Annotated in this window: 27 protein-coding genes; 4 read left to right on the forward strand and 23 right to left on the reverse strand. The window is 37.7% G+C overall.

The genetic code is table 11. The features are described 5' to 3' along the window. Positions 1 to 104 precede the first annotated feature (104 nt). From ACDJ59_RS18175 to ACDJ59_RS18200, 6 genes are all read right to left on the reverse strand, one after another. Positions 105 to 461 (reverse strand): hypothetical protein, encoded by a 357-nt coding sequence (locus tag ACDJ59_RS18175; protein WP_413404682.1) that lies wholly within the window; start codon positions 459 to 461, stop codon positions 105 to 107. A 175-nt stretch (positions 462 to 636) separates the two neighbouring features. Next, positions 637 to 879, reverse strand: coding sequence for a hypothetical protein (locus ACDJ59_RS18180; protein WP_413404684.1), 243 nt, complete (start codon positions 877 to 879; stop codon positions 637 to 639). Between the two features lie 210 nt (positions 880 to 1,089). Further along, positions 1,090 to 1,677, reverse strand: coding sequence for a hypothetical protein (locus tag ACDJ59_RS18185; RefSeq protein WP_282318915.1), 588 nt, complete (start codon positions 1,675 to 1,677; stop codon positions 1,090 to 1,092). A 206-nt stretch (positions 1,678 to 1,883) separates the two neighbouring features. Next, a complete protein-coding gene (locus ACDJ59_RS18190) occupies positions 1,884 to 2,963 on the reverse strand; it encodes a phospholipase D-like domain-containing protein (RefSeq protein WP_413404686.1) in 1,080 nt (359 codons plus the stop codon). A 255-nt stretch (positions 2,964 to 3,218) separates the two neighbouring features. Next, positions 3,219 to 4,067, reverse strand: coding sequence for a DUF4393 domain-containing protein (locus ACDJ59_RS18195; protein WP_413404688.1), 849 nt, complete (start codon positions 4,065 to 4,067; stop codon positions 3,219 to 3,221). Between the two features lie 117 nt (positions 4,068 to 4,184). Further along, positions 4,185 to 4,481 carry a tyrosine-type recombinase/integrase gene (locus ACDJ59_RS18200; RefSeq protein ID WP_413409851.1) on the reverse strand — a complete coding sequence of 99 codons (297 nt, stop codon included), beginning with the start codon at positions 4,479 to 4,481 and terminating at the stop codon, positions 4,185 to 4,187. Between the two features lie 135 nt (positions 4,482 to 4,616). Between ACDJ59_RS18200 and ACDJ59_RS18205 the strand changes: the two genes are divergently transcribed. Next, positions 4,617 to 4,997, forward strand: a complete 381-nt coding sequence (locus ACDJ59_RS18205) for a hypothetical protein (protein WP_413404690.1) — start codon at positions 4,617 to 4,619, stop codon at positions 4,995 to 4,997. Between the two features lie 184 nt (positions 4,998 to 5,181). Here ACDJ59_RS18205 and ACDJ59_RS18210 read toward each other — a convergent pair whose 3' ends face one another. The 11 genes from ACDJ59_RS18210 to ACDJ59_RS18260 form a co-directional block, all read right to left on the reverse strand. After that, on the reverse strand, positions 5,182 to 6,987 hold the full coding sequence (locus ACDJ59_RS18210; protein WP_413404692.1) for a serine hydrolase domain-containing protein: 1,806 nt from the start codon (positions 6,985 to 6,987) through the stop codon (positions 5,182 to 5,184). 257 nt (positions 6,988 to 7,244) lie between these two features. Continuing rightward, on the reverse strand, positions 7,245 to 7,463 hold the full coding sequence (locus tag ACDJ59_RS18215; protein WP_413404694.1) for a hypothetical protein: 219 nt from the start codon (positions 7,461 to 7,463) through the stop codon (positions 7,245 to 7,247). Between the two features lie 368 nt (positions 7,464 to 7,831). Continuing rightward, positions 7,832 to 8,020, reverse strand: a complete 189-nt coding sequence (locus tag ACDJ59_RS18220; RefSeq protein WP_413404696.1) for a hypothetical protein — start codon at positions 8,018 to 8,020, stop codon at positions 7,832 to 7,834. 47 nt (positions 8,021 to 8,067) lie between these two features. Then, the gene (locus tag ACDJ59_RS18225) at positions 8,068 to 8,523 is read right to left on the reverse strand and encodes a hypothetical protein (RefSeq protein ID WP_413404698.1); all 456 of its coding nucleotides are present in this window, start codon (positions 8,521 to 8,523) and stop codon (positions 8,068 to 8,070) included. Then, positions 8,520 to 8,999 carry a hypothetical protein gene (locus ACDJ59_RS18230; protein ID WP_413404700.1) on the reverse strand — a complete coding sequence of 160 codons (480 nt, stop codon included), beginning with the start codon at positions 8,997 to 8,999 and terminating at the stop codon, positions 8,520 to 8,522. The genes ACDJ59_RS18225 and ACDJ59_RS18230 overlap by 4 nt, the downstream gene beginning before the upstream one ends. Positions 9,000 to 9,164: 165 nt before the next feature. Then, the gene (locus ACDJ59_RS18235; RefSeq protein WP_413404702.1) at positions 9,165 to 9,689 is read right to left on the reverse strand and encodes a hypothetical protein; all 525 of its coding nucleotides are present in this window, start codon (positions 9,687 to 9,689) and stop codon (positions 9,165 to 9,167) included. Positions 9,690 to 10,039: 350 nt separating this feature from the next. After that, on the reverse strand, positions 10,040 to 10,465 hold the full coding sequence (locus ACDJ59_RS18240) for a DUF4279 domain-containing protein (protein ID WP_413404704.1): 426 nt from the start codon (positions 10,463 to 10,465) through the stop codon (positions 10,040 to 10,042). 107 nt (positions 10,466 to 10,572) lie between these two features. Next, the gene (locus ACDJ59_RS18245) at positions 10,573 to 10,902 is read right to left on the reverse strand and encodes a hypothetical protein (protein ID WP_413404706.1); all 330 of its coding nucleotides are present in this window, start codon (positions 10,900 to 10,902) and stop codon (positions 10,573 to 10,575) included. An 89-nt stretch (positions 10,903 to 10,991) separates the two neighbouring features. Then, complete coding sequence (locus tag ACDJ59_RS18250; RefSeq protein WP_413404708.1) at positions 10,992 to 11,483, reverse strand: SRPBCC family protein; 492 nt, start codon at positions 11,481 to 11,483, stop codon at positions 10,992 to 10,994. A gap of 18 nt (positions 11,484 to 11,501) precedes the next feature. Continuing rightward, positions 11,502 to 11,810, reverse strand: coding sequence for a hypothetical protein (locus ACDJ59_RS18255; protein WP_413404710.1), 309 nt, complete (start codon positions 11,808 to 11,810; stop codon positions 11,502 to 11,504). Between the two features lie 407 nt (positions 11,811 to 12,217). Beyond that, the gene (locus ACDJ59_RS18260; protein WP_413404712.1) at positions 12,218 to 12,466 is read right to left on the reverse strand and encodes a hypothetical protein; all 249 of its coding nucleotides are present in this window, start codon (positions 12,464 to 12,466) and stop codon (positions 12,218 to 12,220) included. Between the two features lie 285 nt (positions 12,467 to 12,751). Here ACDJ59_RS18260 and ACDJ59_RS18265 point away from each other — a divergent pair, with 285 nt between their 5' ends. After that, entirely contained in the window at positions 12,752 to 13,585 is an 834-nt protein-coding gene (locus ACDJ59_RS18265; protein ID WP_413404714.1) for a hypothetical protein, read from the forward strand. 86 nt (positions 13,586 to 13,671) lie between these two features. Next, the gene (locus ACDJ59_RS18270; protein ID WP_413404716.1) at positions 13,672 to 14,115 is read left to right on the forward strand and encodes a hypothetical protein; all 444 of its coding nucleotides are present in this window, start codon (positions 13,672 to 13,674) and stop codon (positions 14,113 to 14,115) included. A 378-nt stretch (positions 14,116 to 14,493) separates the two neighbouring features. Here ACDJ59_RS18270 and ACDJ59_RS18275 read toward each other — a convergent pair whose 3' ends face one another. The 4 genes from ACDJ59_RS18275 to ACDJ59_RS18290 all read right to left on the reverse strand — a co-directional run bounded on the left by ACDJ59_RS18275 (position 14,494) and on the right by ACDJ59_RS18290 (position 18,529). After that, a complete protein-coding gene (locus ACDJ59_RS18275; protein ID WP_413404718.1) occupies positions 14,494 to 16,236 on the reverse strand; it encodes a helix-turn-helix domain-containing protein in 1,743 nt (580 codons plus the stop codon). A gap of 45 nt (positions 16,237 to 16,281) precedes the next feature. Continuing rightward, positions 16,282 to 17,058: an IucA/IucC family C-terminal-domain containing protein gene (locus tag ACDJ59_RS18280; protein WP_413404720.1), complete on the reverse strand. Its 777-nt coding sequence runs from the start codon at positions 17,056 to 17,058 to the stop codon at positions 16,282 to 16,284. Position 17,059: 1 nt separating this feature from the next. Beyond that, entirely contained in the window at positions 17,060 to 18,100 is a 1,041-nt protein-coding gene (locus tag ACDJ59_RS18285; RefSeq protein WP_413404722.1) for an ABC transporter substrate-binding protein, read from the reverse strand. A gap of 135 nt (positions 18,101 to 18,235) precedes the next feature. Continuing rightward, positions 18,236 to 18,529, reverse strand: a complete 294-nt coding sequence (locus ACDJ59_RS18290; RefSeq protein WP_366346015.1) for a hypothetical protein — start codon at positions 18,527 to 18,529, stop codon at positions 18,236 to 18,238. A 180-nt stretch (positions 18,530 to 18,709) separates the two neighbouring features. Here ACDJ59_RS18290 and ACDJ59_RS18295 point away from each other — a divergent pair, with 180 nt between their 5' ends. Then, positions 18,710 to 19,063, forward strand: a complete 354-nt coding sequence (locus tag ACDJ59_RS18295; protein WP_413404724.1) for a hypothetical protein — start codon at positions 18,710 to 18,712, stop codon at positions 19,061 to 19,063. 42 nt (positions 19,064 to 19,105) lie between these two features. On the opposite strand, the gene ACDJ59_RS18300 is transcribed toward ACDJ59_RS18295, so the two are convergent. Together ACDJ59_RS18300 and ACDJ59_RS18305 are read right to left on the reverse strand one after the other, a co-directional pair. Further along, positions 19,106 to 19,690 (reverse strand): chloramphenicol phosphotransferase CPT family protein, encoded by a 585-nt coding sequence (locus tag ACDJ59_RS18300; RefSeq protein WP_307538703.1) that lies wholly within the window; start codon positions 19,688 to 19,690, stop codon positions 19,106 to 19,108. 23 nt (positions 19,691 to 19,713) lie between these two features. Then, entirely contained in the window at positions 19,714 to 20,436 is a 723-nt protein-coding gene (locus ACDJ59_RS18305) for a HEAT repeat domain-containing protein (protein ID WP_150366424.1), read from the reverse strand. Positions 20,437 to 20,443 lie beyond the last annotated feature (7 nt).

A 20,443-nucleotide genomic window follows, 5' to 3' on the forward strand; every position in this document is an offset into this window, starting at 1 on the left:
CCCGTCCATTGTTTGAATTGTCTAAAATATCCTTCGCACTTTTGAGAATTTTTTTCGCTTTTCCTGCCTTTATAATGTCTGAGCCAAACTAGATCATCAAAAATTTAATCTCCTTTTTTCCCATAAAGCATTTGCCAAATTCCAAAGTTTCCTGTTTGATATATGTCTTTAAAGGGCCTCGAATAGCAAGGATAAACATCATTTTTACTAACTGATAAATCACTATCTTCAAAGTTAAGCCACAATATATTAATGGCTCCCTCATTGGCTTGTCCAGCTTTTCCTTTGTTACTCAATATTCTTTTATATAATTCTATTATTCTATCTTTCTTCTTCTCACGTATGTAATTAACTGCCACAGTTCTTACTTGTATCGACAGTTCATTTTTACTTTTCAGTTGTAGTTGAGGAGTGTCTTGTTTATAAAACTGTTCAAGCTTCTCCTGAGCTGCTCTATTCATTCGAGGTGTCATAACCTCCACAAATGACTGTTGACCTGTATAATCTGTAACCTCAAAATCCGGTGTCTTTTTATGATTAGTCTCTATTATCTCGTTAACTTTGAATTGGGATTCTTCAAGTATATAACGACATCTATATTCTCCTAGCGTGCCTATTGCTTGATTATAATTGTCTTTAGTTTGTAGAACTCTTGAATCCCAACTTTTTCTTAAAATATTCGGGACTTCTTTTTTTTATTGTTAAGATGACCTCTAAAAGTTTTTCAGCATACTTTTTTTCGTGCGATGAAGCATGTTCACTTTCTAACACTCTTAACATCCTATCGATTGAATGGCTTCTTGTATCGCCTTTATTTTTACGAATGCTACTCCTAAATTGTTCTGGAATCATATTTTTCAGCTCATTAATTTTCTCCATAATATCTCTCCCATTTATAGAAGTTTCGCCTAACGTTCTTGTATCTATGAACCTGAGAGGCTTAAGGCGCTTCCGTCGAGTCCGACGGACTAAGCCCCGCAGGGTTGTCTGCTGAAATCACTTCCCCGACTCACATCTTGCAGACCAAGGGCTGAACCGCCCGCAGCTTAGATACTATGTTATGTGAAGGATTGTGCCTTCAAAACTATGCTATCTATTTACATATGTCTTAACAAAATCATTGTAATATTTCCATGATTCTTCTTCGTCTGAGAAGACTATATCCAACATAACCTTCAGCATTAAAACTGAGCCTGACTGTACAGAATTCTCATCGACATGTTCCATCTCTATATCTGGATCAATCGCTAATTCAAAATTTAATATCCACCACTTATCAATCTTTTCAAAGAAACTAATCAGATCTGAAAACAATTTATAGTATTCTTCTTCATCTATCCCTTGTGAAATTATATCAGTCATTTCATGAGTTAGCTTGTTTCTATAGTGCTTAAGTTTATTAAATATCTCTATATCCGTCTCGGAGATTGTTTCCATTTCTGCAAACCAGTCTAGCGAAGCATATAGAGGACTCTTATTTCTTGATAGAATTTTGATTTGGTAGTTTTCATTTATTATCCATCCTTCCGAGTCAAAATCATCACAAAATAGTGTTTTGGGATGATTAATTACTCTATCTTTTAATAGCTCAAATGCAGTAATAAACATCGAAGTTTTTATCAGATTCCCTTTGAGGGTTAGGGGATTCAAAAGATTTTCCCAATAATTACTTTTCATTGTTTTCTCCTTCAAAATTGATTTGTACAATCTTTCACATAACGTTCCTGTATTCACGACTCAGCATATGCTGAGTGTCGGCAAATGCCGAACCAAGGGCGTATGCCCGCAGCGTGAATATTATGTTAAGTGAAGTTACTGTTTTCTTGCTAGTTTTACTTTTAAAAATGAGTGAGCCGTTAATTTTGACTCACTCATTTTTTGAATTACGTGTTATCAATATTCATTTTTTGTTCTTCTTCCAGTTCTTTAAGCTTTGTAATGACTGATTCAAAACTATTCTGAATTTTTGAGATATATAAGAAAAAATTCTCTATATCTTCTTGCGCAGCTTCTGCTAACTCTCGTTTTCTCTCAGCAGTCTGATCTGAGGCTTGTTGCGCAGCTTCGTCCATATCCTCATTATGAACATTCCATTCAGCAATCAAATCTGAAGCATAGTTTCTCTCGCTGAAATTTGCTAATTCTGAGATATGGTCATTTTGTGAAAAAAGAATTTTAATTTGTTCGATAGATTCTGAATCTATTAAATCTGCGAATTCATCCGTTTCGTACAATTCATTAACTCTATATATTTCTTCTTCAACTTCTTCTAAAAGCTCTAAGACATTTTCTAACGATTCTTGATGAAGCTGTGGGTCCCAGTAATTATAGTTTTTCACTTCTTCAAATCTTCCAACATACGTATAGGATTCTTCTTCAATTCTTATAGAAGCAGACTCAAGCCGAGAAGCAAGCAATGAAAATACAAGCTTTTTTTCCTCGAAAGAATTCCCGTAATATCTGATACTTTCGTTCAAAATTATTGGAACAAGATTATCTATCACAACTTGAACGAGATTTTTATCTCTTATTATAAATCCAGTTTCTCTATTATTACTGCTTTCTTCAGAGAAGTTAGCAGAGCCGATGTAAGCAATATTGTTTGTAAGGATAACTTTAGAATGATTTTGAAAATTAAAAAAAGCATCTATTGATTCTTCGTCGTTGCTATTAAGTTTCTTCGTATAATTATTTATACTTTCTCTAGCTTTCTTACGTACCTTATCTTCATAATAAGTCTCGAAACGATTTGGTATATTGGTTACAATTCTTACCTCTGCATGTTTCGCTGCTTCTTTCAGCGAATTTAATAACGCTTTTCTATTCTGAGATATATTATAAGTCGTCACAAAAATATAATCCGCTGAATCAAAATCATTCAGTACCTCTTTATAATTAGATTCTCCTTTAGAAGTGACGATTTCTATTTGACCCGGTATTAGAGAAAACTTTTGATAACTCATTAACTTTTCTCCCCTTTACTAGATTTTAAAAGCTATGTTTATATGAGATCCTACTCTTTCACATTTTGAAATGTATTCGATCACATCAAGCATTTGTTGTCTTTGGTAATTTCACTTAACGTTCCTGTATTCATGAACCCCGAAGGGGTTGTCTGCTGAAATCCCTCCTCGAATTCCTTCCCGCAGACCAAGGCTCCAACGGAGCCGCTGCTTGAATATTATGTTAACTGATGTTGCTTGCTCCTTCGAATAAGCTTAAGAACTTTCTTCTTGGTCCTTAATGCTGTTACAGATCTCTATAAAAAAGTGTCCATACTCAGTGATTTGGTAAGAACCTCTTATACACTCTAGTTCGTATTCTCCTAGCTCCAAACTGTTAGATCTAGATTCAGCCACTTCATGTGCTCCCTTACTATAAATATAATCTAACTTGTTGTAAGTTGTGATGTCCTCATCCTCTTCTGGATCAGAATATACTCTGGTTTCCTCTAGAATTCCGAGCTTTATCAAATTAGCAATATAGAAAAAGATTCTCTCAGGGGAAATGAATTCTACTTGGTTATTCAAAAAAGTAACGTTTCGAATCAAGTTAAGCATAGTGTGTTCAGTATAATCAAAGTCAGCATTATAATTCACGAAAGGAATAGATGGAAATTCATTATCATGTAAGTATTTCAATATTCTTGCCTCATCAACACTTATATTATTGAGAGTATTAAAATAACTAGGATGAGACTTTGAAGATCTTTCTACGTGTGATGCATTGACCAACAAGTTGATAAACATCTCTCCTATTTCTTCATTTTCTAAGTAAGTAAGTCGATCCATAATAGGAAGCGCTATGTCAGGAGAAATAGATACTATTTCGCTTTCATTATAACTTTCTAATTTTTCTTGATATTTTTTCATATGGTTGTTAAACAAAGCACTAGCCTTTACATTTGCCAATTTTATCGGTAAGGAGATTGTCTCTAACAAACCAATTACGTTTTCTAATGCCACTCCAACTTTTTTTACTGATGGTTGTAGCAAATCTGGATAGACCATCTTCAATGTTTCCATACCTTGCTCTCTTAGTTTTCCTACTCCAAATAAGTCTTTCATGATTTCATACTCCTTTTTGTAGTGTATTTTGTATATGCAATTTCAGTTAACATCTAATCTATGTACTTCGTAAATACCACACTTCCTGCCTGATATCTGAACTACGTATATGATAACCTATACGGTGATATTTGCGAAGAAAAATTTGGTGAAAAAGGGAGAATTATTGGGATGCTCAATCTCCATATCCATATGATCTAATTGGTTTTGAATACGATGAATATTTTTCATACTAACATGCGTATAGCGCTGAGTTGTTGTATAACCGAGTAGCACCTGGATGTACAGAAGATCTTTCCCGTTTTCCAGCAAATGAGTGGCGAAGGAATGTCTCAGCGCATGAATTCTCACTTTTTTTGCAACTCCTGCACGCTGTCTAGCTTCTTCGAAAACCTGCTGTAACGATTCTTTGATCGATTGGTTTTTTACTTACTAGCATTGAAACAATCTACTTCCATATAACGGAAAATGCTGATAAAATATAACGAATGATGAAGTTGTTTCATGCAACGGTACTGTTAGTAATACAAACATAAGGATGGGGTTCATTTGATTAACAAGAAGCTAATAATTATCGTTGTCACACTTTGTATTCTAATATTATTGGGTTTTCTGAGGTGGGACAATCTTGAATCCAGCGCAGACTTTCATTATAAGTATGATCGATGGGCAGGTCAGAAATGGGTAGAGTTCTATCCGCCGCTAGCTGCTTCATCCAACAGCATGGAGTTTCCACTTATATATAGGGATGAAATAAATCAAAATGATATAGATAAATATTTAGGAAAACAAGCTCTCTCTGGAGAGTTAGTGAACAAGTGGATTGAACGAACAAAGTTAACGGATGGATATATAGGTCTATTATTATTGAATATTCTAGTGGTCATTTACAGTTCTATTAAAATATTTATTTTGAGAGACAAAAAATAGGATGATCTTGATCTCCCTTTAATATACAGAGGCATAAGTCGCCAAAGGGCGTACTCACACAAAGGCAGCAGTCCCCCATAAGGGACTGCTGCCTTTACTCCTTACTTAATATATCAATGATGTATAGGCGTCATCCGCCGAGCCATTGTAATGCTTGGAATAACTATATTCAGCGTTTGACACTCTATACATACAAATTCCATCCCACAATAAAAGCAGCCAAGATAACAGCCGAGATGCCAGACATGATGTACATCGCCTTTTGCTTTTTGCTGTAACTGTTCTTCCGCAGTTTGTACATAAGCAAACCCAGATACGCCACTGCTAGAACTACATAAAGTAGGTTAAACATTAAATTGATCCGTAACGAAGAATAAGCAGGATAATTTGGAAACCTCAACCTCGTTTGCATGATGAAAAGATTAAGAAGGAGTGCCACACCTGCAAAGTTAATTGCAAGATGATATTTATTAAAATTGGTGGTAGGATTTCCTCGTTTATGTAGTTTGTTAATAAGCATCCGGATTAAATAGCCGATCAAAGCAATTAAACTGAAAATGATGGCCAGCGCAACAGGAATAAGAGAGATCTTAAGTAAGTTTACCTTTAAATTTGATACAGGCAAGTAATCAATGTAAGGAGTAAAGGAAATTTTCTCAACAACACCATTATGCTCGACAACGTTATAAGAACTACTTAATTCAGCTTTTGTGAATTTCTTTATATCAAGGGCAGTAAATAAATTAGTAAATTTAGATGCTGCCCGTCGTGCGGATTGAAAATATCCTCCCCCCTCCGAAGTAACTCTATTAGAATTGACGTTAGCACCAAAAATCTCTTTAGTAAGTCCGTAATAATAAATTTCCTCAAAAGATTGATTTGTCATGACCACCATCCCAAATTTAGATTCGGGATCAAAGACAAGTTTACTGGAAAATCCTTTCAAATTCCCCTCGTGCATCAGTGTAGGCACCCAGTATTCCATCTCAACGAACCCATGCGCAAATCGCGGAGTAGAAGTACCTTCATAATATAGACTTGTTGACAACATTTCGTTTAACGTATCCCTGTTCTTAAATAATACATTGCTATCATCCACAGGCATCAACGCTGCAAGGAATTTTCCTAAATCTTCTGCTGGCCCAATCGCTGCCCCAGCAGGATAAAATGTTAAGTATACTCTGTTCTCAGGGATCAGTTTCAAATCTTTTGTATACCCTTCAACCTCATTCCTTCTTTGTACTAGGTCTGGATGATCTTGCCCCGTTGGATGAATTGAAGTGTCATTCATATGAAGCGGTTTAAATATATGTTGATCGACATATTCATAAAAAGGTTGGCCACTCATCTCTTCCACGATGTAACCGGCTAGACCAACGCCATAGTTTGAATAACCCACGATGCTATTCGGTTTATAGATCTGTTTCGGCTCATTTTTACGCAGCGTTTCTCCTAATTCTAACGTTTCATCCTCGGAGTAATAAAAAACCTCGGCCGCTGTTTGATCTTCCCAACCCGCATTGTGATGCATCAGGTTCATTAGGGTAATCGGATCATCGTACCTCAGCTTTTTGAAAAATCCCTCTGGCAGATATTCTCTGATATCCGTCTCCAAATCAAGCTTTCCTTGTTCGACAAGCTGCATCACACTTGTATAGACCAACAGTTTCGAGATTGAAGCCCATTCAAAAACAGTAGAGGTATCCGCCTTTCGCTGATTCTCAATATCTGCGTAACCATATGCCTTATTCACAATGGTTTCACCATCTTTGATAGCCACAACCGAAACGGCAGCGGTATACTTCTCATACGAGGCAACATAAGCATCAATCGTTTCCTCTAACTTGGATAAAGGAATCCTGGATGGTGTAGTCTCCACCTGTTTCTCTTCAGCGTGGGCAGGTACCGCTATTGCCATAATGATAAATATGAATGACAGAACACAAGCGATTACTTTGTTTACCGTGTGATATCCACGATTCATCTGCATTAGCTTCTCTCCTTTTATATTAAATGTTAATTACATCTCTTGTTTTCAAGTATGCGTTTTCAGAACAGTCCACATGAATCCAAGTTATTTTCAAATGCAATTACACTCCATTTAAGAGATAGGTCGGAGAATTTCACCTTTCCAATTAATGATGTTTATTTCTTTGTCTTTCAAGAGGCACCAATCACCTATCCATTTTGGCGTGATGATCTCATCGCTCCATTGCGGTGTTAATACTCTTCTGTATCCTATATATTCTAACGTCCAGCCTTCGAATTCTTCTCCAATGATGCCATAAATGGGGGCTTGTTCTTATTACTGTGTTGTCCCACTTCATAAGTGACGATTAACTTCTTATCTTCAGAAACGATATGTAATTTGATTATTCCTTCATCGTCAATATCCGGTTCAACATACCAATAAAATAATCGATTGGATCGAATGATTTTATGTTTATATTTTTTTCTTACGCCCATAACTCACCTCACATATTTTGATTAACACTGTATGAAGTATTTCAACAGTTTGCCAACCCACGAGATAAACAATTTGTTATCCGATATTGATGGACCTTAAAATCCATTCATTTTATTACTTTGTTAATCTTTCTTTATTGCCTAACACGACTTCATGAATTTCATCATATAATTGTAAATCTATAAATTCGTTATGAATCCATAGTCCTTCCTCAACATCTCCTCCCCCATACCTCCACCAATTCCGTCACCAGGAAAGTGTTTTTCGTAAAATAGTCCTTGCCCTTCTCCCTCATTACAGTCCCATGCAATGGTATCTAAATCTTTTAACAGAGTATGTAATGTCTCCTCACTGCAATTTACTAGTTTCATAGGGCAAGACAAATAGATTTGTCGTCCATGATTACATATGCATCTGGAGTATCCAGAGCTTTCTTAAAACTGTCTATAAATTGACTGTTCGGTAGTCCATTTGCTTCATTAAGCATATGTCGAACAGGGCTATGGTGCTCTGGAATTACACCCATCTGATTGTTCTCATCTTTTTTTCTTTCCATAAAGATACACCTCTTTGTTAGATATATTTTCTTAAAGTTATCTCAAATTAGTTATTTACTTCATTAATTCCTACGACTTGTTCAGTTACTATATTAAATTCTTTAATATTAATGTTTAATTTCATGATTCCTTTTTTATCAAGCCCTTCGGTATCTAATCTAAAAGTACCAGTCAGTGCTTCCGAAGTATTACCATCAATTTTCTCATTTATGTCCAATTTAATGTCTCTATCAATTAATCGCTCCTGAATCTCCTTACTTATAATTGGTTCAACTGTTTTTAGGATTATTGATTTATTGGTCCTATTCCATAGATTGAAATGATATGTTACGACTGTAATACCTTCATCTTCTTCGCTCCCTCCCAGTCCAATTGATATCGAGTTTATGTTCAACCCATCCTCAACAATTTTATCCGTCTTTACACTACTTGAAATACAACCAGTTAGAGCTAGTATCATTAAAAGAAATATTAAAACCATTGAACGCTTTTGATTCTTCAATTCGGAAACTCCTTTAATTTTTTCTCTTCATTTTTAAGATCCATATTGGCAAGTTCAAGTGCAATCGCTAATCTAATCTGTGAATATTTCCTAAGTCCTTTTAAATAGACATTGTCTAGCTGTTTGCTCTCAATTATAGGTTCAATATCGTGGTCGTAACGATCGATTTCTACTTTTGCAATTGTATCGTTATTAATCAGCAACGAAAAAATGTCTTCCCCTTGTTCAGGTGTCCAAAATAAGATATAGGCAGTTTTCATTTGTGGAAAAAACCTCTTAATAACTGAAAACAATCCTGATCTTATTTCATCATTAAATAATGACTCATGCGATCCTACTAATTCTCTTCTTATATCTTCTTCAGTTTTACTGCCCTTTAATTTTATTAATTTCATAATCCCTCGCAAGAATGGCACAGAATCTGTTATCCAATGCTTTGGATTTACTGTTACCATTGTTCTACATTTCAATTTCATATTTTTTCGACATTGTTTATTTTCCTTTTACAAAATCACATAGATTATGTTCGAAGTCATCTGAATTACAATATGGTTGAACAGTTGGGCTATTTCGAATCGTAAAATCAATAGAATACTGATCGTTTGGATACTCTTTAAAGCTCTTATAATATATGAATACTCTTACTTCATACTTAGCTGAAGGTAAGCATTAATTACGTTATTTAAATCCTCTGATGTCATTGTTTCATTTTTCTTTCTTAATTTAATCCAAATATCATGTCCATTATTACTCCAATAACGTAGAGTTTCAGTCTTGCTTTCGTTATAATCAAATTCCAATGGTGCTATTGTTTCAACAAAACCTGTTCTTAACTCATTCATATAACTTTCCACATGAGGCTTCGCACGGTATGTTTGATAAGTACCAATTAGATTACTAGTGACATCAACAACTGGCAAAGTCAGAATAGCGGTAACAACAATGATTAAAATACTTGGGCCAATATAGGAGTTGGAATTGTAAATGAGTCTGCCAAGCAGTAAAAAAACGATTGTTCCTAATATCGACAAAGCAGCAACCCCGAAAGCGGCAGGCTTGTTATCATTACTAATAAAACCACCGCCAATATTAAAAATAAAAAATATGAATGAATACAAACATCCAACGCCGACTCCTACAGCAGATAATAAATAGATTGACTTCAAAAATATTCTCAGATTTCCCGCATCCCTGCTATAAATTAATTATTATTTCATCCTAGTAAAGCAACATAACTTTTATCTTTCTAGTATCTTTTAAAATGCTCTCATCTAAATACAGTTTTTTGCTTAAATTTAATTAAGTCAAAGTATAGCTATTTTCACTGGAAATTATGTATTTTATACATTTATCAATTATCACTTCATCAGGAAGTTTTATATACGTTCCTGCATTCACGCCCAATGTATGCTGAGTGTCTGGCTCATGCGGACACAGGACGAATGTCCGCAGAGTGAATATAATGTTAACTGATGTCCATTTCTTCGAAGCGTGTTTTAAAAACTATTTCTTATTCTTATTCATCATTATATGGATTTGCATATAAATCAACATCAATTTCAGCATGAATCATATTAACAAATTCAATAAAATCAGAATCGAAATAAAGAGCAGGCGTTTTCCCCTCTTCTATTCTTATTACAATGAAAAATTTTATTCTTAATTGATGTTCAATCCGAATCGAATTGATCTCTTTTGCTTTGTTTCTTATCATATCGACTACTTTTATTAATTGGTGATTCACATCTAATGATTCTTCATAATCCGTACCTAATGTCCATGATGTTTCTTTTATTCGATGCTTTTTGTTAATTATGTCGCCTTTGTAAGCAGTATTGGTAGGTTCGATTCTAAGTATTGAAGTTACATGATTCGGATCGAATTCATCTCCAAATAAACAAAAATAGGCCATCACTTTGGTTTTCTCTTTCAGGAGTTTCACCTCTTTAAGAATTGATGTAAGGATCTCGCCTACTCCAACTCTTTTAATACAATTGCACATAATTTTTGGTGTTTACGAGCCCGAGAACCCTAACTGACCTGTAATTATTATTCTTGTTTCCATTGATGTGATTCGTGTAGTTTACCAGTTTCATAAAAATACTTTAGCACTTCAAGCATGGGTATTAATTCTATATAAATGTTATCGCAATAATTTCCTAACTGACCACCAATAACTAGAGTAATTTCACTATTTCCCTGCTTATCGTTCATAAGCGTATATATATGTTCATCCATTGTAATAGACACTACAAAATATTCCGGTCCGCCTCCAACTAATGCTGAACCTGTGTCAGATACCTCAATAAAAACTAATGTAAATTTATCTCCATCGAGCTTTCTCAAAAAACGTAAACTGTCTGCCCATGTAGGGTTCATAACTATCTCTTCATTAAATGTGGTCCCATTCCGTTCATCAATGCTAATAGAGTTTATCATTTTTTTCTTTTTATCCTTTTTAGATCATTTTATTGGTTTAGATCCTCCACCTTAAATGCTTCACTATAGATTTTACGCAGCTCAGTTGAGTTATCTTGCCACTGAATGGGCTTACCATTGATGATCTGCACCAATACATCCAGACACCGATGCCATCCTGCGGCGGTATTCACTGCCCATGAATCATCGTTAAACGTATGGGTAAAGATCAGTCGACAGCCTTTATCTTCTGCCTTCAATGAAATGTTAACCAAATCATCAACTTCACGGAAACCATATACATATGCCTTCTCTAGCTCAGTAATGGTCCCCTCATATGTCGTTCCTTCACCATCATCGAAGGCAATCTTGCCACCAAGTCTGAGATCCATCTCTCCTGTTGCGAAAGGATACCATTGGGCGAAGGAACTAGGCTTCGTGATCACAAGGAAAACATCTTCTGCATTTTGATGAAAAGATCGTTCAAACCTCAAAACATACCGACCGTTTGACTCATGTAATGTACCAGATTCACTCATCATTAGATCCTCCTTCTTTCATCACACATATCCATCTTCAGGTTCACCAACATCAAAACCCAACACTTTTGACGCTTCCAACTTAAACGTTTCTATCCAAGACATCCATACATCGCTATTCATCTGTGCATAAAATGATAATCCACTAGGCTCAACGGATGCTTCAATGAAAACATCATCCCCTTCAGTTCCAAACCAATATGGAATTCCACTTTTATAACCAATCCACCCTGGCATCCGCTCATATACTTTAGAAACTTTATCCCACACTTCATCAGGCAGATCATACCTTATATTTAGGTTGCAATTATGAGAGTTTATGTTGTTCATTTATATTCTCTCCTTCTACCTTAGACGTATATCAAAATTCATCCTCTATTTTTATGTAAAGTACTACAACTCTTCCACCACTTGCTCAAAGTTGTATCTCTTGGTCCTTATACACTTGTTTCTTGAGATCAAGGTAAGTTACAAGGCCCAGTATACAAAATATAATAAAGCTAAAAGTTGACAGCGCAGTTGTCCACACAGGGGGATGATTCACTAAGTTGTTGGTAATTAGTTGAATTCCAATGATAAATATAAACAAAACGATGAATAGCAATTGCTTTTTTAATTTCCCTTTAGCTTTTTCGTTCATAGCTTCTCCTTCTAAGTAGATTTCACCATAGCCGTCATTTCAAAATTTACTTACGTAACTCTAGTAACTTCAAGTCAATAATAAACTGTTGTTGTTTTTACCTATTACGTCTCACTCTCATTAATGGATCTTTACGGAGATGAATCACAAAGTCTTGATTCGACGTATGATATACAACGTTACCAGGCTCTACTCGAAAAAACTCTTTATTCGCATCTTGTTCTGATACGGTACGAATTGGTGCAACTTCATCTACGATTTTTTTGTTATCTTCCTCATGATAATGAATGATAGAAACCAGAACAAATTGGTCAGGAAACAGTTCTCTAACCTCTTGCCATTTCATGTGTTATACCTCCTGTTATTCGTATTATTAAAACGTTCTATCATTTTATCATATGCACCTGAATTCAAATATTGTTCCTGTATCATAACATTTCCTTCGAGACAAAGATGGGGATCCATCTTCACCAATTTATACACCAAATTCGCTTGGAAGGAGGTCAGACTTTCTTTAAAAACAACTCATGGTGAAAAGATAATCATTTGCCTTAAATGATATTATATATTATATTAGGAAATGAATGGATAGAAAACGTTTTAAAAGTATATTATTAAAAGGAGTGTTCGTATGAAAAAATTATTTACATCATTGTTGTCTTGTCTTCTAATTGTTGGTATTTTAAGTGTTCAAGTAGCAGGGGCTAGTGGATTTAGTAACACTACTAGTACAACTAATGAATCGGGTACATACGTTATCCCTACTGAGGATGGAAGTACATTGGAAGTTTCAATTGAAGAAACAGACAAAGAATATATTGTAACTTCTTATGTAAATGGCGAAAAAGAATCTCAAACAATTAAAAACAAAGAAACAAGAGATATGATGACAATTGATAATGATGGTAAAGTAGAATATTCTAATGAGAGTGACTATATTGAAAAAATTGCTCCAGATCCGATCACTAGCAACAAAGAATCTTTTGCTACTAATGCTGCTAGTAATTGGACTTTTGTAGATTCAGCATACAATTCTAATCCAAATGTGAAGCAATGGGGTTATTTATATAAACAAGAAAAAATCACTTTTGGAGAAACTTATAATCTTAATTATGATTCAGGAACTAAAGTTTCAATCATAGTAGGTGTGATTTTGGGTCTTCTCACAGTTAGCTCAGGTGGTATAATTACAGCTATTCTCGTAGCGCTTGGCTCAACTATTGTTGCTGATAAGATCACCAAAGCTATTACTGGTCAAGTTTATGGAAGATTTGCTGCACAAGACTTGGAAGTAAGATCTAACGGGAAGATTGGCCTGCGCAGTAAGCGAACGATCGTAGATGCTAAAGTGATTAATACAAAGAACGGAAAAGTTGAATGGGTACCAATTAGAGTTGAAGGCGAAGGAAGAAGTAATACTGATCTTTGCATAATCGGAGCCTATAATGCTTGGCTTCTTAACTAAGGCTATGTCGAAACAGTCCACTCAATATATATTTAAGATAAGTTGATGTCATTGATGTTGGCTTCAACTACTTATTCAAAGGAGATATGATGTATAGAAAACTAATAATTATTGCTTCTCTGATAGAAATGTCTTTTTTAATTTTTTTACAATATCGTTACAATAATATTTTAGACCTGTTTCCTTTTATTGGGGCGTTAGTCTTTTTCATAGTGTTGAGTTATTTCTTAAAAGTTCAACTAAGTAAAAAGCGTAGAGAAATAGCATTTTTTTTACAAACACTCTTTTTAATATTTATTCCAATTTATGCAATAACCACACTTCCTCAATACACGTATGAAAGTGCGGTAGATAAGGTCACTCAGAATTTAGAAGAACCTTATGTGGTTAATAAGCAGAAGAATACTTTAATAGAAGATGAATCTAATGAAATTAAAAAAGGTTATATGTTTTCTGTGGAAAAAAATTTAGAAGTAAATTCATACGTTTTTGATCCTTGGACTGGTAATTATCATAAAGTACAAGATTGAGATAAGCTTAGCTACTACTCGGTTAAATTGACGTAGATTTTGCTATCATGTGAAATTTAAGAATCGGTTCGCCGATTCTTTTTTTCTTGCACATTCTTAAGCTTCCTATCATGCATACCTGCGAATACAAGACCCTAAACTAATTACCGCGCAACATGAGTATGATGTTGAGTGATGTTCCTCCGAATAATCAAGAAATTTAATTTCCCAAGTCCATACATCCCTGTGGGTTTTGAATACTCAATATGCATAGTGTTGTACAGAATGCAAGTAAGGAACCATCATTTAAAACAAAAAGGCCCTTCTTCATCCCATGAGGAATCCGACGGCCTTCCGATACCATTGGTACATATCTACTTTTAAAAAAAATAGAACGTATCACCTCTGCTGCAAGCAGGCTAACCCCAACAATGCCTGTTCAATCTGATCCACAATGCCATTGATCCCCATCGGCCCATAACAACCGATCCATGTCGCAGCATCTACGGAATGTATTTGCTGTCGCTCAGCCGTATCCAGCATCCCCCACACACGCTGTTCTGTCGCGGATATCCCATCCTGCATAAGCTCATTACTGAGCAAAAAGTAATGACTGGCTTGTACAGCCGGTAGTCTATCAACCGAGATATGATAGGCTGTATCAGCGGTATCGGATACAAATAACGGAACAGGCAGACCCAGATCACGGTACAACACAGCACCTGTACGATGAGCGGCAGAGTGAACCCGAACGAGAGAGTCCAGCGGACGAATCAATGCCACACTTTTACCTGCCAGTACTGGAGCCAGTTCTTCGGACAGCAAAGCAGTACGTCGATGATAATCGGCAAGTATTCGTTTGGCCTCTGCTCGCTTGCCTGTCAATTCACCGAACAGACTCAGGATGGTCTGCCAGCTCTCATTACGCTTGAACATAATCACTGGAGCGATCCTGCTTAACCGTTCATGATGTTGATCATGTACCTCGGTACAGATAATCAGATCCGGCGACAATCGTTCTACAGCAAGCAGATCAGGGTACTCATACGTCCCAAGTATTTCGGTACCTTGAAGTCCTGCCCTGATGTATTGAGGGAAATTGACCACCGCACTTCCCGATCCTACACTTCCTACTGGAGACAACCCAAGCGCGAGCAAATGATCGGCATATTGAACATCCAATACGGCGATACGTTGTGGTGATTCAAAAACTTGATATTCACCTCGCATATGGCAGATCACCGGACCTTGGGCCGACTCGTACGAAGAAGCTGTGCGATTCCGCAGTAAGGCTTGAGCATAGTTTTCATCTAATTCTGAAGCGGCAGCAAGTCGATAACGCAGCGGAGGAACGCCATAATATTTCTTAAACGCCCTGCTGAAATAATACATGTCTCGGTAACCCATTTTGTCAGCAATTTCCCCAATGGAAGCATCCGTATGGAGCAACATTCGCGATGCATTCTCCATCCGCAACTGGATGACGTACTCCATCGGCCCGAGCTGCTTCTCTTGTTTGAATCGTCGCTGCAACTGCCTTACGCTGCATCCAGCGAGGGCTGCCAGCTCTTTCAGTTCCAGATTGTGGCGATAATGCGATGATATATAGGACACGACAACATCCACCATGTCGGACTCCGCTCCGCCTTGACCACGTTCATACTCCATGATCAGTTCGCAGATCACCCCCTGGAGCAATGCATTGGCATGAAAACGCTCCAGCCCTTCGCCGCGACGCCATTTGGCAACGATTTTTTCCGCATTCTGAATCCATTCCGCTTGCGTCACAGGGTTCTGAATAAACGAGGTTTGCAGCGGGTGTTTGCGATACGAGGGTAACGCATGGGAGGCTCCTTCCATGGAAGAAGCCTTATACATAATCACGATATAATAAAGTTCGTCTGATCTGGCCGTCAGTGTAAAGGATGTTCCCTTCGCCACATGACAAGCAAAAGAAGCTCCAATGTGGCAAACTTCACCATTCATTGCAAGCTCCCCTTCCCCGCCTACTGCCAGCAGCAACACATTCGAGGTTAATTCGGTTTCGCTAAGAACACTGCTTGTCTGCAAAGTACCGCTATACCCGTCAAGCATCTTAATCGTCGTATCACTCCATAGACTTGTCTGTTCTTGCAGCGGCATTTCTCTCATCTCCTGACAATAGCAATGGTAAAATTGTTGCTGTTGTCATTTTAATTGAGATTCTTTCTCATTGTCAATTTTCGGACATTTGAGACAATATTCCCCTGACATCTGGTAATAGAAACAGCAGGTGATCCGCTCACTTTTGGCAACATGCACATTGTCCTTACAATCGGTGAAGCGGGTTAACGGATTCTTCCTCTCACCAAACACCTCCCCGGATGCCACCTGCGTCAGATAAGAAAAGTCCTCTCGGATGATCTTACTTTCCTGCTCTGTCTCGGCTTCATCAGGAGCGAATAGTCGGCCAATTCGTACCATAATATTCTCCCAGAGAATGCTCATCGAAAGAGGCGCAATCGCAGCAAGTGTCTTTAACAGAGGTGTCAGCTGTACCGCAAACATCTCCTGGACCGCTTTTTCCCGCCATACGTTCCTGTCTCCAGTCAGTTCTTCAGCCTGAAGCCCGTTCACCGCTAGAAAAGGAAAACGTGTACCGCCCTCATGATCTGAGAGCTCCGGATGATAGAGAAAGCTGTTCTCCAGCTGAAAGGTTAAATGCTGATGATGAAACGTCATTGCAGTCACGAGCGGAGTCGTCCATAGATAGCCAAGTCTCTTGGCTAACATGGAGGCTGCGACTTTCATGTCAGGCGCATCGATATAGTTCTGAAACCAGCGGATGTACTCTCGACACGCCTCTTCGTCATGCAACTCACTCAAAGCAATGGTACGGACACTATGTTCAGGCGGCTCACCAAGCAAAATCGAATGATCCTCTACCGTCTCTTTCCATAAGTCTGTCGAGAGATATAAGTTCATATTAGTTCGATCCGAGCAGGGCTTCCGCTGCCTGATCTACAATCAGATTAATCGCAAGCGGTCCATAATAAGCGATCCACAGTGTTGAGTTTACATCATACGTGCGGTTATTTTTCACAGCATCCAGGGACTTCCACACGGGATTACTCACCATAGCTTCTGCCTCTGCCGCAAACAGTTCATCCGACAGCACAAAATAACGATCTGCCCCGATCTCAGGCACTTTTTCCATCGAGATTTCTACGGAACCATCTTCATTAATCTCCTGTACCACAGCAGGCATCTTCAGCCCCAAGTCATTGTACATAATACCGCCAATGCGGTGCTCAATACCGTGAACACGAATTCCTTCTTTTCGTGGACGAATGATCGCCACCGTTTCATCACCCAGCTTCTCTGACAATTTTGTCTTCAGCCCGGCAATTTTGTCTTCATACGCTGTGCGCACTTTCTCTGCCTCGTCCTGCTTGTCTGTAATCTTAGCCACTGTAGCTAACGTATCACGCCAGTCTTCGTAGAAGTCCAGTACCAGGGTAGGCGCAATTTTGCTTACACTTTCATACTGTTTCTCCTGGAAGTCCGTCATGATGATCAGATCCGGGTCGAGTGCAACAATGGCTTCCAGGTTAGGCTCGTCCCGTGTACCCAGAACTTCTACGCCATTCGGTTGGTCTCCTAAATATTCTGGAAAATCGGTATTCCCTCCTGCAATAACACTTCCTGCTGGCTTCTCGCCAATCGCTAACATCTGATCCAAAAACTTAACATCGAGAATTGCAATTCTCTTCGGTTTTTCGTTTAGAGTGATGTCACCCTTCATGCCCTTGATCGTTACGGGAAAAGCTCCGTCCGTCTGCGTTTCCGCATTCGCAGGTGTCTCCGCTGGTGTTGCTGCAGATTTCTTACCGCTATCTGTACCTGTTGCAGCACCGCAAGCCGTCAATACAAGAATAAGGGCCAGCATCAAGCCCATAAGTAATCGTGATTTGTGAGCAGCATAGCCCTTACTTCCAGCCACTTGCCCCTTTTTTCCATGATTCATGATGAATCCCCCTTATGTGTAATACTGATAATGATTTTCATTATCGAAACATAAAGAGAGTATATACGATCTCCGCATCGGATTACCATGTACTTTTGCGACATTTGAACCGGACTAAAGCGACATCATGAGCGCTTATCCACCCTTTAATGTTTCGGTGATGTATGCTTGCAGTCGGTAAATGTCTGAAAGAAGATCTTCTTCTTCCGGCGTATTTCCATACTCCCCTAACCAACGCGGTGTACGGATATGCCACTCATCTGTCAGGTATTGCTTTACATCGCGATACTCTACAATATGTCCCAGGAAATATTCCAGTGAGCCGAAGGATTGTTTATTGCTATCCTTAATGATGGATTGTGTTTTTTCGATGATCACCTGCAACATATGTTGGATATGGTCTTCTGGATTCATAGCTTTAGTTTCCATCCGTAACCTCCCCCTATCTCTATACAAAAAAATGAATTAGTATATTATTCAAATGAGCCTCCTATTGCTAAACGTAGAATTCTGTTCTTATCGAACACAAGGAATCGATGCCCATTGAGTATTGAGACATCGATTCCTATCCTCTAATTATGGAGGTGAATAACGAGTATGCGACCAAGCATGAAGTATGGCATTATTGTTAGCGCAGTTATTATTGTCTTTGTTCCTATTATCATTGGATTTTATATGTTGAACAAGGTTATCGATCCTGACGAGACAATGGTTACGAGAACTGAAGTTTCTCCTGAGCTTATTACTATACAAGGTGGATTTGCAGACAGTATTAGCAGATATCATGGCTACTACCTTTCACATCATAACAATTCACTTTACATTCAGATTAAAGGCAGTAAACTTCCTATCGGTGGTAGTAAAGACTTCACAATTTCATTTTCTAATACTTATGGGAATGTTGATGAAATCTACTTATTAGGTCCTGGCAACTCTAAGAAAAAGATTTGGCCGGACCCCTAACTTTCATTAGAATGGATATCATATGATCTGACACAATCAGCTTCAGTCTCTTCTGCTTAATTTCTTAAATGCGGAGTATTCCTGATCGGATTTCATATAGCTTAATATCTTTTCCGCACATGCAGCTGAGCTAAGCTCTTCCGTATTCACTTCCAGATCATATTCATCATAAGAGTAGATGTAGTCGAACTGGGAATGGGCAAGTCCAATCTCGCGATCTCCCCTGCTCTGCTCTCTTCTGGTGAGTTCTTCTTTCGAGCACTGCACGCCTACAAACAGTATCGGATAATCCGATAGTAACTCATAAAAATCGTTAAACCACTTGTCATTGCTGATGACCGTATCCACGATGACATTCAGACCCATCTCCGAAAACAGTTTAATGGTTGCACAGTACAACGAATTGATGGGGTCGAACAGGATATCGGTCATCACATGGTGTTCCACTTCTCTTGTTGGTTTCATATCTGGATATGTATTGTCGATAAACTGATCATAATTATGCAAAAATTGATCTACCGATAGATGATGAAATGGAATATCTCCCTGATTTTTCATTTCCATCGCAATGCTCGTCTTCCCCGAACTTGATGTTCCGTTTAAAAATATAATGAGTCCTCGTTCCATATCGATCACCCTTATCATTAGATTTATTTTATCTTATTTTCTTTTCGTTGTTCTCTCATTTTGGCTAATGCTCGTTTGGCCGCTAGTTTCCCATTATGCATTCCTTTTTTGGAGACTTCTACTAATTTTTCTCTAGCCGGCGTGTAACGATGGAACCCCATAATCTGGCATGCTCTCTCTTGAACATACATATCTTCATCATCTATATATTTCATCAGAGAATCCAGATGGCTTTGCGGGGTTAATGCCATAATGCAATAAATGTACTGACAACGAACATCCTCATTTAATCGTGGATCAGACTCAATTACATCGTTCAATTCATGAATACAACTTAAGTCTTCATTCATTTGATCTCTACTAAGTTCAATATCGCTGGGATAGTCTTTCTTCAATTCATCCCAATCCTGATGAGGATTTCGTTCCAGTTCACGTATGAATGAGCCTGCACTTCTATAAGCTGGAGCTATATCCGTCTCCTCATGGCTGATATAACTTATCCTGTACTGGCATGCACCTTCCACATGTAAGCCTATGTAGTTCGAATGATCATCTGTCCATAAAGGAATCATATTGTGGTACACCTCTATTCCAGCCATATCATCCAATGATTCAACGATCTCGTCGCGCTGCATTAATCGGAGAAAAAACTTGTAATCCTTCTGTTTCTGAAGATGAACTTCTAACTCCTCAACGATTGTAGCAGGTAAAGTAATACCGCGTCTGTTAAATAGATCAGCAAACATATTTTGT

The sequence above is a fragment of the Paenibacillus amylolyticus genome (genome assembly GCF_047302515.1).
Taxonomy (GTDB): domain Bacteria; phylum Bacillota; class Bacilli; order Paenibacillales; family Paenibacillaceae; genus Paenibacillus; species Paenibacillus amylolyticus_G.